General features: G+C 43.6%; 10 protein-coding genes. 3 read left to right on the forward strand and 7 right to left on the reverse strand.

Annotated features, from left to right (window positions below; translation table 11 throughout):
* Positions 1 to 31: 31 nt before the first annotated feature.
* Positions 32 to 535, reverse strand: a complete 504-nt coding sequence (locus DIU38_RS32195) for a hypothetical protein (protein WP_112658978.1) — start codon at positions 533 to 535, stop codon at positions 32 to 34.
* Positions 536 to 621: 86 nt separating this feature from the next.
* Between DIU38_RS32195 and DIU38_RS32200 the strand changes: the two genes are divergently transcribed.
* Positions 622 to 1,209, forward strand: coding sequence for a Fic/DOC family protein (locus tag DIU38_RS32200; protein WP_112658980.1), 588 nt, complete (start codon positions 622 to 624; stop codon positions 1,207 to 1,209).
* Here the strand turns inward: DIU38_RS32200 and DIU38_RS33320 are convergent.
* Positions 1,193 to 1,351, reverse strand: coding sequence for a hypothetical protein (locus DIU38_RS33320; RefSeq protein WP_167516331.1), 159 nt, complete (start codon positions 1,349 to 1,351; stop codon positions 1,193 to 1,195). The genes DIU38_RS32200 and DIU38_RS33320 overlap by 17 nt on opposite strands.
* Positions 1,352 to 1,370: 19 nt before the next feature.
* Positions 1,371 to 3,125, reverse strand: a complete 1,755-nt coding sequence (locus DIU38_RS32205; protein WP_112658982.1) for a family 43 glycosylhydrolase — start codon at positions 3,123 to 3,125, stop codon at positions 1,371 to 1,373.
* 186 nt (positions 3,126 to 3,311) lie between these two features.
* Between DIU38_RS32205 and DIU38_RS32210 the strand changes: the two genes are divergently transcribed.
* On the forward strand, positions 3,312 to 5,396 hold the full coding sequence (locus DIU38_RS32210) for a beta-galactosidase (protein ID WP_208057642.1): 2,085 nt from the start codon (positions 3,312 to 3,314) through the stop codon (positions 5,394 to 5,396).
* Here DIU38_RS32210 and DIU38_RS32215 read toward each other — a convergent pair.
* The 3 genes from DIU38_RS32215 to DIU38_RS32225 form a co-directional block, all read right to left on the reverse strand.
* On the reverse strand, positions 5,393 to 5,764 hold the full coding sequence (locus DIU38_RS32215) for a hypothetical protein (RefSeq protein WP_112658984.1): 372 nt from the start codon (positions 5,762 to 5,764) through the stop codon (positions 5,393 to 5,395). The two genes, DIU38_RS32210 and DIU38_RS32215, sit on opposite strands and share 4 nt — an antisense overlap.
* A 204-nt stretch (positions 5,765 to 5,968) precedes the next feature.
* On the reverse strand, positions 5,969 to 7,336 hold the full coding sequence (locus tag DIU38_RS32220; RefSeq protein ID WP_112658988.1) for a HAMP domain-containing sensor histidine kinase: 1,368 nt from the start codon (positions 7,334 to 7,336) through the stop codon (positions 5,969 to 5,971).
* Positions 7,333 to 8,016 (reverse strand): response regulator transcription factor, encoded by a 684-nt coding sequence (locus DIU38_RS32225; RefSeq protein ID WP_112658990.1) that lies wholly within the window; start codon positions 8,014 to 8,016, stop codon positions 7,333 to 7,335. Before DIU38_RS32225 ends, DIU38_RS32220 begins: the two co-directional genes overlap by 4 nt.
* A gap of 152 nt (positions 8,017 to 8,168) precedes the next feature.
* Here DIU38_RS32225 and DIU38_RS32230 point away from each other — a divergent pair, with 152 nt between their 5' ends.
* Positions 8,169 to 9,296: a hypothetical protein gene (locus DIU38_RS32230; RefSeq protein WP_146750471.1), complete on the forward strand. Its 1,128-nt coding sequence runs from the start codon at positions 8,169 to 8,171 to the stop codon at positions 9,294 to 9,296.
* Between the two features lie 62 nt (positions 9,297 to 9,358).
* Here DIU38_RS32230 and DIU38_RS32235 read toward each other — a convergent pair whose 3' ends face one another.
* Positions 9,359 to 12,496 (reverse strand): glycosyltransferase family 117 protein, encoded by a 3,138-nt coding sequence (locus DIU38_RS32235; protein WP_112658994.1) that lies wholly within the window; start codon positions 12,494 to 12,496, stop codon positions 9,359 to 9,361.
* Positions 12,497 to 12,610 lie beyond the last annotated feature (114 nt).

Raw genomic sequence — 12,610 nt, forward strand, 5'->3', positions numbered from 1 at the left:
CGCTAAATTAAGCAAATCAAACGGGATATTTTCAATTATGAGCAGTGAGTGTTTCCAACTTCGTGATTTGCTGAGGGGCCAATGCATTGCCGGTGCTTAAACAGGCCTGCAAAATGGCATTCCTGAGCTCTCCGTAATACAAACCCGAGCGGTTGGCGTAAAAGATAATGCTGCCATTATCCGTCCCTTTTCTCATCAGTTTATCAAGTGTGGTTTCGTTGGTAACTATAAAATTGCCCATCTCCACCCGTTTGCGGTGCAGTTCGGCAGCAATGGCCGTAATTTTGGTCAGCTGAACCGGGCTCAGGCTTAGTTCTTTTTTAAACTTCAGCGCTGCATCGGGCATGGGATAATGGTTAAGCCGGGCGACCTGCTCAATATCGTCAAACAAATACTCACCGGTAATCAGTTGGGTGAACTTTTTGTCGCTCAGGGTTTTTATGGGCGATTTTTTCAGCGTACTGTCGGTTTGCTGGGCTTTGGCAGCAATGCTGAGCATTAAGGTTATAAGGAGGGGGAGGATGGTTTTTAGCATAGATAAATTATGGTAAGCTTTTGAATTATGATATCGCGTTGCTGTTTATAACGTTAGTTAATTAAATTGCATATTCATACCACAAAATGAAATATAATACACCCGGTAATCAAAATGAGGTATTACCTAACATTCAAGAATTAAAATTCCTCGAAGATATTGCAATATCGGAATTCGAGGGCTTTCTAAAAACCGAAATTTTATTAACCGAAGCTTTAACTAAACGAACTAAGTTTAATGCAAAATACATACTCAAAATACACAAGTTGGCTTTAAGCCATCTATACTCATTTGCCGGAAAGTACAGGGATGTTAATCTATCAAAGGGTGGGTTTCCTTTTGCTGCCGCCCGGTTTCTGCCGTCGACTATGGCCTTATTTGAAAATGAGATACTTTTAAAGTTGCCTCATAATTATGCTAATACGGATGAATTGATAAAGGATATCGCAACTGTACACGGCGAGCTTTTATTTATTCATCCTTTTAGAGAGGGCAACGGTCGCACAGCCCGTATTCTTGCAAACTTAATGGCGAGAAAACAAGGCTATGGGCCATTGATGTTTGACAAAATAGGCGAAAAGGAATTTGAATTATATGTTTTGGCTGTTCAAGCAGCGGCAAATAAAGATTACCAAAAGATGGAGCAGCTTATCCGGTTTATTTTTCCAGGTTAAGCTCTACTTTTTTTAAAGTAGTTGAAGCTTTTTCGGCAGATATATCTATCCCTTCAATTTTAAATGATGCTATCATCGATTTTAAAATTTCCTGTCGCAATGCATTATTTTGCTTGGGGCTTTTATCTGCTTTATTTTTCATTTGATTAAAGATACAATAATTATTCCACCTTTACAACCTTGGTTTTTGCCGAAATTCCATTTTCATTAAACGCTTCTATTTGAAAATAGTATGGCAGGCTTTTATCCATCCCATTAAAATAGTATTCGTTACGGCCGTAAACCATCATGTTGTTGTACAATTTATCGGGCGCTATGCCGAAGTAAATGGTGTAGCCGGTGGCATTATCGTTTGGCTTCCATTTAAGCCAGGCATTGCGGCGTTCGCTGTCGCCACGCAGTATAATCAGGTTTTGCACGGTATCGGGTTTTGCACCTGCACCTTTACCAAATACCCTTAAGCCAGATATTGCAAATTTGCCTGTAGGCATGTGCAGATTAACCATTTTTATGTAACGCGCTTTGACAGGGTTTTTAAGCTCGATATAATCGTGCGGCACATCTTTACGGTTTTTGCTTTTGTCGATAAGCGGCTGCCATGTTTTGCCGTTAACCGACGAATAAACGATATACTGATGATACACACCTAATGATTTGCCCATAAACGTGGCATCCTGATCAGCATAGTTAATTTGGATGGCATTTACAGTGCTGACCCCGCCGAGATCAGTTTTAAGCCATTCGCTTTTATTGGCTGTTTTGGCGCTCCAGTAAGTTTTAATATCCTCATCAACCGCGTTGTTGGCTGCATAAGCACCGAGGGTTGATGAAACTTCGACGGGCTTATTATAGTTAAGGATCATCCAGCCGGTAAAATTACTTTTCAGATGGTCTTCGGGGCCATTGGATAAATAATGCGGATAGTCGCCATAAGCGGTATTACTGTACAGAACCCCGTCTTGATCAAACCCGGCAGGCCAGAAGCCAATGCGGCGTTCAAAGTTGTTTTTCACCGAGATGCCCATCGTGCTGATATGCCAGTAATTGCCATATTTATCGGCCCAGGTAGCGCCATGCCCTGCACCTTTGGCAAAGCCTCCCGGCTTGTATGAAAAAGGGTTATGCTTTTGATAGGTGAAAGGCCCCAGCGGGTGATCGCCTACAAAAACACCATCGCCATAGCCACTTTGCTCGGTACCCGGCGCACCGAACTGCAAATAGTATTTGCCTTTATACTTGTTCATCCACGAACCTTCTATAAATGGCAGCAGAAACACATTATCGTTATGCTCGCCAAAACGTTCCCAGCCATGCTCTTCGGGGTTAAGCTTAACCATTTCTTTTTTTGGGCCGATGGGTTCGAAGGTATGCCTGTCAATCTCCTGCCCGTAAAGCGGCAGTGTATTGCTGGAGCCATGGTAAATATAAACCCGGCCGTCATCGTCAGCAAACATACCCGGGTCCCAGGCGCCAACTTTAAAATAGTCTTTGGCGGCTTTCCAGTCGTCGTGCGTTGGGTTGGTGCTCATCCACAGGGTAAAATCCTTATTATAGGTCGATCCGATCACCAGCAGGGTATCACCCAAAACCAATGTAGCGGGTGCACAAAGTTCATCGCCTTTAACTTCATTGTACGGACGGACAAATTTGCGGTACACAAAATTCCAGTTCAGCATGTCGTCGCTCCACCAGTAGCCAAACTGATTGGTGGAGAACAAATAATACTTACCTTTAAACAACGTCATGGTTGGGTCGGCTGTGGCGCGGTGTTTACCCCAGCTCGCGAATGTTTCGAAGGGGGTGTAACCATAATCGAGGTTAAGCGGGTTACAGTAGGTAAGGCGTCTTTGTTGCGCATGGGCGCTCATTGAGCAGCAACATATCAGGATGAGCAGATAACGGGTAACTGTTTTCATAAGGAAATACTAACAGGTTATAATGGTATTACAACGGGGGGCTAATATCAGTTTTTAAATGGCAATAAAAGTTTTGTGTACTACTACATCTGTTTCACATCATAAAATATTTTGTTATTGTGTGTTGAAAACACAATTAATTCGTACTTTCATCAGCACAAGCCAGTTGTCCTAAATATCGCTTTTATGAACAAGAAATTCCTGCTGTTCTTCGTCATGCAATTACTTTTTATTGCATCTGCTTTCGCGCAATATCCTAAAATGGATAAACTGCTTTACGGCGTAGCTTATTATGACGAGTACATGCCTTATGAAAGGCTGGATAAGGACGTGCAAATGATGAAAGCCTGCGGCATTAACGTGGTGCGCATTGCCGAATCAACCTGGAGTACGGAAGAGCCACAGGATGGCGTTTTCGATTTTACGCATATCGACAGGGTATTGAACGCTATGCAAAAAGCGGGGATCCATGTTATTATAGGCACGCCAACCTATGCTGTGCCTACCTGGATGGTAAAAAAACATCCCGAGATCTTAGCTATCACCCCATCGGGCCAAAACCAGTACGGGCCGCGACAAAACATGGATATCACCAATAAAGATTACCGTTTTTATGCCGAGCGTGTGATCCGCAAAATAATGGAGCATGTGAAAGATAACAAGGCGGTGATAGGTTACCAGGTAGATAACGAAACCAAATCGTACGGTACGGCGGGGCCAAACGTGCAGGCGCTGTTTGTTAATTACATGAAGGCTAAGTATAAAACACTTGATAACATCAACCATATTTTCGGGCTCGATTACTGGAGCAACCGCATCAATAACTGGGACGATTTTCCGTCGATGGTGAATACCATTAATGGTAGTCTTTCGTCGGATTTTGCCAAATTTCAGCGGCAGCTGGTTACTGATTATTTAGCATGGCAGGCCGCCATAGTGCGCGAATATAAACGTCCCGATCAGTTCATTACCCAAAACTTCGACCTGGAATGGCACGGCTATTCATTCGGTATCCAACCTGATGTTGATCATTTTGCAGCAGCCAAAGCTTTAGACATTGCAGGTATAGATATTTATCACCCCAGCCAGGACAAGCTTACCGGCGTGGAGATCTCCTTTGGGGGCGATGTAGCCCGATCAATGAAAGGCGGCAAAAACTACCTTACTATCGAAACCGAAGCACAGGGCTTTCCGCAATGGGTACCGTATCCCGGTCAGCTGAGGTTGCAGGCTTTTAGTCACCTGGCATCGGGTGCCAATATGGTGAGCTACTGGCCATGGCATTCCATCCATAACTCGGCCGAAACATACTGGAAAGGTTTGTTAAGCCATGATTTTGAGCCCAACCCGGTTTATGACGAGGCTAAAACCATCGGCAAAGATTTCGACAGGCTAAGCAGCAAGCTCATAAACCTGAAAAAGAAAAACGACGTAGCCATCCTATTCAGTAACGAAGCCCTTACCGGCTTTAAAGCTTTTGGCTTTGGCTGGGGTGTGCGTACCGGCTATAATGATGTATTGCGCCAGTTTTACGATGGGCTGTACCATATGAACGTAGGCTGTGATTTTGTTGACCCGACAAGTAAGAATATTGAAGATTATAAACTGCTGATAGTTCCCCTGCTATACGCGGCACCGGATAGTTTGTTAAAGCGCTTAAACACTTATGTTAAAAACGGCGGTCATATCATTTATACTTTCAAAAGCGGTTTCGCCGACGAAAATGTGAAAGTACGCACTACCCATCAGCCGGGAATTATTGAACAAGCCTGCGGAATTTACTACAGCCAGTTCACCGAACCCAGCAATGTATCATTAAAAGCTGATGACTGGAACCTGAAACCCGAAGATAAAAAGCTGAATACCTGGATGGAGCTCATTACTCCTACTACCGCTAAAGTATTAGCTTACTATGATCACCCGGTTTGGGGCAAGTATGCCGCCATTACCGAAAACACTTACGGCAAGGGCCTGGCAACATACATAGGCAGCTTAACCACCAGCGCCGTTACCGACAAATTATTGGCCGATGCCGTAAAAAAAGTTGGCCTCTGGGGTACCGATCAGCAGATAGCCTGGCCTGTTATCACCAAACAAGGTGTAAATCAGGGCGGCAAAACGGTTCATTATTATTTTAATTATTCGGCAAAAGAAACCAACCTGACTTATCCTTATAATAACGGCAAAGAGTTGTTATCAGGCGATAATGTCAGTAAAAACAGCGATTTAAAACTGGAGCCATGGGCCGTTAAGATTATTGAGGTTAATTAATTATGATTGGTCTTCCTGGTTCTTCGTAGAAGGATGAGCGCTATAAGACCGATAAAGCTGAATACCCCAAGGATCCAATACCCGTTTATCTGCGATGGGTTTACTGCTTTCTGATCGGTGCTTTGCTTTACACCGGCATCGCCACTGGGCACGCTGGCTTTGTCACTGTCCTGCAAAGTACCTGTTCCGGTACCTGATACGGTAGCTGTGCCCGGAGCACCCTGGCTCGACCCGTTCCCGGCGCCCGCCCCATTAGCCTTGGTAGTTGATGATGAAGTATCTTTAGATGATTGTGCCAGCAAGGGCTCGGTAGCGCCCAATGTTAATCCCAGTAACATGATGGCCAGTTTTATTTTAAATGCTTTCATGGTGTTTAGTTTTGATGCAGGTTGATTAAAACAATAGCTGTGCCAGTGATGGATTAATGCTAATAAAATACAATGTTGAAATAAATGATAAACAAACGGTTGAGAGCTGGCGGGAAAAAGAAATCTCCTACGCCATGCTTAATTCGCTTTGCAAAGCCTATAAAACACACAATACCCTCACGGGTACGTTCGTGGCAAAACGTGTTATTGGGTTTTATAAACCGGCAGCATTACCCTGATCTCGGTACCTTCGCCCTCTTTAGAAACGATACCGATATTGCCCTTATGCAGCCTTACAATGTTTAGTGCAAGAGGGAGGCCTACGCCGTGCCCCTCATATTTGCCGGTATTTGAAGCGCGGAAGAATGGCTCAAATATGTGTTGGACATCACTTTCCGGAATACCTATCCCCTGGTCCTTTACACTAAAAATGACGCTGTGATTTTCGGCATATACTTTAAGAATTACCGGCTTGTTTTCGGAATATTTACAGGCGTTAAGGCCAATATTACTTATGGCCAGTTTGAGCAGGTTGATGTTGCCCTGTGTAACCAGGCTATCCACATCATCGGGTAGTGATGAAAAATCAATGCTGAGGTTATTTGTCGGGATAATATGATCAACAGCTTCTTTAACCATAAACGCCAGCTCATCGGCCCTAATTTGTTCCCAGTTTTGTTTTTTACCGTCGAACCCGCTTTGTGCCAGTCCCAATAAGCTGGTAATAATATCCTGCAGGCTTTGTGTACCGGTTAGGATCTCTTTAAGGTTTTTATGCAGATCGGCCCCCGGTTGATCCAGATTTTTGAGGGAAAGTTCGGCTTCGCCTTTAATGATGGCCAGGGGGGTGCGTAACTCGTGCGACGCGTTACTGATAAAGTTGTTCTGCGTTTCAAAGGCTGTTTCCAGCCTGTCCAGCATGTTGTTGAAAGTTTGGGTAAGTTCGGCTATTTCGTCTTTCCCGTTGTAATCCTCCAAACGCAAATGCAGGTTGCTGGCGGTAATGGTATTTACCTTTTTAATGATGCTGCGTACCGGCTTAAAGGTATGGTATGAAAACCGGCGACCAATAATATACACGATCAATATCGAGATCAGGAAACTGATTATCAGCACCTGCTCAAGATCATTAAGTTCACTAAGGCCCGATGGATTGGTTGCCGAAACTACAATAATGGCATCCCCCTCCGGAAAGTGGAAGATATTGCCGGCGTAAAATACATTATCGGCTTTAAACCTCGATTTACCGTTGGCGATGATGTTATTAATTAGCTGGCGCGGAACGCCTTTCACCGTTTTGCCTTTTGTGTAAATATCAGGTTTAATGATGTATTGCTTTTCGGCTATGAGGCGTTCCAGATAGCGCTGGCGTATTTCCCGGTACACGCCGAGGCTATCGCGATCATTAAGGTGATGGATTTGGGAGGAGATGTTTACACGGGTCTCAAGCCGTTTATAAAAATCATCGAAGGTAAACTGGTGTACAAAATAAAAAATAGCGCTGCTGAATATCAATATTACCGACACTGTTAGCACCACGAACAACAGCGCTACTTTTTTCTGGATGCTCATGCCGCGTTGTTTTTTAAAATATAGCCCATGCCAATAACTGTATGGATGAGCTTGGGCTCAAAATCTTTATCCACCTTTTTGCGCAGGTAGTTAATGTATACATCAACCACGTTGGTGCCCATATTAAAATCAATGTTCCAAACGTGCTCCAATATCTCAATGCGACTGAGCATGTGGTTTTTATTTTTAGCCAGAAACTCCAGCAGGCGATATTCCGTAGCTGTCAGGTCGATGGTTTTACCACCGCGTTTAACCGATTTTTCGTCGCCGTTAATTACCAGATCGGCAATTTGTATCACGTTTGCCGGTTGTGTAAGATTTGAATTACGACGGGCCAGCGTGCGGATGCGGGCGTTAAGCTCGGCCAAACTGAAAGGTTTAACCATGTAGTCGTCGGCACCGCTATCGAGCCCTACTACCACGTTTTCGGTAGTACCGAGTGCGGTAAGCATTAATATGGCTGCGTTTTGGTTGGCCTGCCGTAAACGACGGCAAACTTCAATGCCGTTAATGCCGGGCAACATGATATCCAGTATAATGAGTTGAAAATCCATCTTCATGGCCATGTCCAGTCCGGTTGTACCATCAAGGGCAACACTTATTTCGTGACCTTCGGCAGTAAGGTCGCGCTGGATGATGGATACCAGTTTGGGTTCATCTTCTATGAGCAGGATCTTCATTATGGCAAATATATATTACGCTTAGTATAAACAATAAATAACGGCGATGTTTTAGTTAAACTCATCCGGAATATTGGTAAATTAAAGCAATAATAATAGTAAGCCAGATTATGCCTAATCCTTTCAAAATAGTCAGTAACGCAGCTTGCCTTATGCTACTTTTAGGCGTATTGGGCTGCCATCATGTAACCAAGGAACCTGATAAAAAAGTTGTAAAAAAGACGCAGAAAGTAAAGCCGAAAGAATATAAGGAGATCATATACACGGAGCCTCAGCTTTTAGCCTTTTTTGATAGCGTTGGGAGGTTACCGGTACAGCCGCTTGCCGATAAAGCTGCTTTTTGGGCTGATTCTGTTTTTGAAAATTTTACAGTGCCAATGAGCCGAGAGTTATCTGCCGCTGATTTTTCGGTATTGAAAAGCTGCATACGGAAAGGAATGATAAAAACGGCAGATGTGAGGCGCATATTTGGAGAAATAAAAACTGATAGTACATGTACAGCGAAAGGGTTGTTGGATTCGGTTAAAAAAGGCAACGTTTATTTAGGATATTATCCTTTCGGTGGTAATAAAAGCAAGTTCGACGAATTTGGGATTTTAATAGGCGACGCCGGACATTGCGACAGCTCGGAGCTTTATTTTTTTAAGGGGAATAAAATAATAGCAAAACAAGACGGCTATAGCCGGTACACTGATAATGTACAATATTTCAAAAACAGTGACGGTGAGAGTATAGTTTACCGGCGAATGGAATTTAACAAGGGTTCGGGCATTTGGTGGTTTAATTCTTTCTTTTATAAATATGACGGGGATAAGATAATACCGGTATTAAATGAATTAAAAAACTCGAACCTGTTGCAGCCATCTCCCTGGGGGATACGCGAGATATGGCTGGAATCGACCATTCAAAGTACAAACCCTTTAATTATGAAAGTGGTTTATCATCAGCAATTTCAGGATACTGCCGAATTTGATCATTACGAAGCCGATCCTAAACGGGGGCCTATGATAGTTAATGATTCAACATTGGTAAAATATACGTGGAATGCGAAAACGAAAAAGCTGGAAGCTCAATTTAGCTCATCTAAAATAAGCCGACCTCAAATTTTATCGTACTATCTGTTAGATAATGAGCTTTTATTTATAAATACCCATCATCAAAGATTAAAAAAGATGTTGCTCAATAAAAAGAAGAAGATATATATACTTCATTATTTGAATAACATAAAGAATTATCAAAACGAACCTCCTGAACACCTAAGCATAAGTGATCCTGTGTAAAGACCACTGAAAACAAAAAATGCCCGCTCAACGGCGGGCATTTGCAAATATTAAGGGTTAATTTACTTCTTCCCTGTCACCCCAAATTTCTTTTCAAAGCCGCTCAACTGTGCGCTGAACTTATTAAACAATTGCGGCTGCTTGTATTGCTTGCTAAACTCAACCAGCCCTCCTAAAATCTGCATTGAATATTGCAGGTCACGATTTTCGAGGTTGGTTTCACCTTTTTGGAATAGGGCGTAGCTGTAATCAAGTTGATTATTTACATAATCGTCAACCAGGTTAGCCAGTTTATTCCCTAATTGAATGTCGTTTAAGCGGTAGGCGTTCTCGATCATATAATATTTACGTACCGCTATTTCTAACGAGTTAATAGTTGTCGGCATTACCTCATCATATTTTTTAAGCACCTTACGGGCCGAATCAGGTTTACCTGCTTTGGCCAGGTCATCGGCCAGGGTTGAGTACAGCCTGGTGATAAGCGGGTAAAACATGGTCATTGATTCGTGATCAAGATAGCTGGCGTTTTTCATGTTGCCCCATTTGTATTTGGTCATCATGTTTTCGTACATCTTACCGGTGTTGCTGGCTTCAAGTGGTCCGACAGCTGTATCCGGTTTTAATGGCAGTAAACGGTAAGCGAAGCCCTCGTTGTACATGTATTTGTCCAAACCGATCATATTACTGTTAGGTACAGTAACCGAAAAATAAATTGGTCGCTTCCAGTTGTTATGGCTCAGGATATCCATCATCGCCAGTACATCCTTGGTAACGTAACGACCGTTAAATGTCCAGTCCATTTCCGGGGCTATTTTATCTTTATCGGCAGTTGGTACAGTGCCGGTTTTAATTACCTCGTCGGGGTTAACTGTCAATTTGAATTTATTGGTTGGCAGGTAATTGGCAACGTCTCCGTTGTTATACTCAACCATGGCTTCTTTTTTATCAGAGGTAATGAAATCGAAAACATCTTTCAGCTCGGTAGCCCCCGCAATTTTCTGATCGCTAAAGTAGATCACATCACGTACGCCCGGTTTAAATTTATCATTCGGCATACTGATCGGCAACGGTTCCGATTCGTTCATCTTGTTTTTCATTCCGCGGATGTACCAGTCGGTGCCCAGCAGGCTCAGGTTCACGATACGCACATCCGGGCGTACATTTTCCACCTCCTGGATGTACCAGAGCGGGTAGGTATCATTATCGCCATAAGTAAACAAAATGGCATTTGGTGCGCATGAGTTCAGGTAGTTATAAGCCATATCATGCGGGGTAAGCTTGGTTGAGCGGTCATGATCGTCCCATTCCTGGTTGGCCATTAATAAAGGAGCGGCTAACAAGCAAACCACTGTAGAGATAATGGCGCTAACCTTTGCATTCAGCTTTTTGCTTAAAACATCGGCAATGCCTATCACGCCCAAACCTATCCATATGGCAAAGGCATAAAAGGAGCCTGCATAAGCATAATCACGCTCACGGGGTTGCAGCGGATCCTGGTTTAGGTAAAGCACAATGGCTAAACCGGTACAAACAAACAGGATCGCTACAACACCGGCTTCGCGCTGGTTGCGCGCAAAATGAAATACAGCACCAAACAAGCCAATGATAAGCGGTAAAAAGAACAGGCGGTTATAGCTTTTGCTTTGGGTAACCGAATAGGGCAGGGGTTTACTGAAATTCCATCCGCTGATCCATTCGCCATCGACTCCCGAATTTAAACTTTGGCCGTCAAGATCGTTAGACCGGCCTGCAAAGTTCCACAGGAAATAGCGGGTATACATTTGGTTGATCTGCCATTTGGCAAAAAAGCTAATGTTTGAGCCAAAGGTTGGGTGTTCGCTTTCGCCAAGACCAGTCCACTCGCGGTAAAACTCCGGGTGACCAGGTTTATCGCTAAACATCCGCGGGAATATGGTATTACGGTCATAAACGGTATTAAGTTTTTTACCGGCAACTTCATATTTGGTTGCGCCGCGGCGGTAAATATTAGCGCCTTCGGTTTGAGCCGTGGCTTCCGAATCAAAAAACTGGCCGTATAATAAAGGGGTATCGCCGTACTGATCGCGGTTAAGGTAGCTATTCAGGGCGAAGGCATTTTCGGGATCGCTGTTATTCAGGTTAGGGTTAGCTTTTGCCCTTACAACAATCATCACAAACGAGCTGTAGCCAAACAGGATAAACAGCAGGCAAATCAAAAAGCTGTTGAGCGCGAAGCGTTTTTCGCGGATCTTTACCACATACTCTAACAAGGCTAAAACTGCTCCGCTTACTATCAGGCCAATAATGCCGCCGCTTATGCCTAATATCAGTACAAAGCATACGGCCGCTAAAATAATGGCAGGTTTAACAGGATTTATAGTATAGTAAATGCCTGCAACAATGGTAATAATGAGCAGTACAAAAAACACTACTGCCCCGCTGCCAAAACCCATGCCCAGGGTGTTTACAAAAAGCAGGTCGGAAAAAGCCGCGCCTTTTACAGTATATTGTATAACGCCCCACAGTACAAATGCCAAAGCCACAACGCTTGCCAAAAAGGTAAGCAGTGTGCCTTTAGTAGTAACATTTTTTACCCTGCGGAAGTAGATCACCAAACCGATAGCCGGGATCACCAGCAGGTTTAACAAGTGGATCCCTATAGAAAGGCCCATCACATAGGCAATAAAAACTATCCACCTGTCGGCATGGGGCTCCTCGGCATGGGCATCCCATTTTAATATCGCCCAAAATACTACGGCAGTACAAAGTGATGATTGTGCGTAAACCTCTGATTCAACAGCCGAAAACCAGAAGGTATCCGACCATGCATAGGCTAAAGCGCCAACAAGGCCAGAGCCAATGATCAGGATTAAGTTTGTTGAATTGAGTTGCTCCTCTGTTTTAACCAATAGTTTTTTGGCGAGGGCGGTAATGGTCCAAAACAGGAACATGATGGTGGCACCGCTGGCCAGTGCCGATGCCATATTGGCCCAATAAGCTACTTTAGTGTTATCGCCCATGGATAGCAGGGTAAATACCTTGCCAATGATGGTAAACAGGGGCGCGCCGGGCTGGTGGGCTACCTGTAAGCGGTAAATACAGGCTATAAATTCGCCGCAATCCCAAAAGCTTGATGATGGCTCAAGGGTTAAAATGTAGGTTACTGTGGCAATAATAAAGGCTACCCAGCCAAATATATTGTTGAGTTTTTTATAATTCATGATCGAACACTATGTAAAAAAACAGGATTAATGCAGCCGAAAATAATAAAACTATTGGGATGTTGCCATCAAAAACGGGCTTTTGAAGCGTATTTGTATTTTATTTTGCTGTGT

It is taken from the genome of Mucilaginibacter metallidurans (genome assembly GCF_003286435.2).
GTDB lineage: Bacteria > Bacteroidota > Bacteroidia > Sphingobacteriales > Sphingobacteriaceae > Mucilaginibacter > Mucilaginibacter gossypii.

Excerpts from the sequence above, each read along its gene's own strand:
- DIU38_RS32195 (WP_112658978.1), bottom strand. The coding sequence starts at position 535 with ATGCTAAAAACCATCCTCCCCCTCCTTATAACCTTAATGCTCAGCATT.
- DIU38_RS32200 (WP_112658980.1), top strand. The coding sequence starts at position 622 with ATGAAATATAATACACCCGGTAATCAAAATGAGGTATTACCTAACATT.
- DIU38_RS33320 (WP_167516331.1), bottom strand. The coding sequence starts at position 1,351 with ATGAAAAATAAAGCAGATAAAAGCCCCAAGCAAAATAATGCATTGCGA.
- DIU38_RS32205 (WP_112658982.1), bottom strand. The coding sequence starts at position 3,125 with ATGAAAACAGTTACCCGTTATCTGCTCATCCTGATATGTTGCTGCTCA.
- DIU38_RS32210 (WP_208057642.1), top strand. The coding sequence starts at position 3,312 with ATGAACAAGAAATTCCTGCTGTTCTTCGTCATGCAATTACTTTTTATT.
- DIU38_RS32215 (WP_112658984.1), bottom strand. The coding sequence starts at position 5,764 with ATGAAAGCATTTAAAATAAAACTGGCCATCATGTTACTGGGATTAACA.
- DIU38_RS32220 (WP_112658988.1), bottom strand. The coding sequence starts at position 7,336 with ATGAGCATCCAGAAAAAAGTAGCGCTGTTGTTCGTGGTGCTAACAGTG.
- DIU38_RS32225 (WP_112658990.1), bottom strand. The coding sequence starts at position 8,016 with ATGAAGATCCTGCTCATAGAAGATGAACCCAAACTGGTATCCATCATC.
- DIU38_RS32230 (WP_146750471.1), top strand. The coding sequence starts at position 8,169 with ATGCTACTTTTAGGCGTATTGGGCTGCCATCATGTAACCAAGGAACCT.
- DIU38_RS32235 (WP_112658994.1), bottom strand. The coding sequence starts at position 12,496 with ATGAATTATAAAAAACTCAACAATATATTTGGCTGGGTAGCCTTTATT.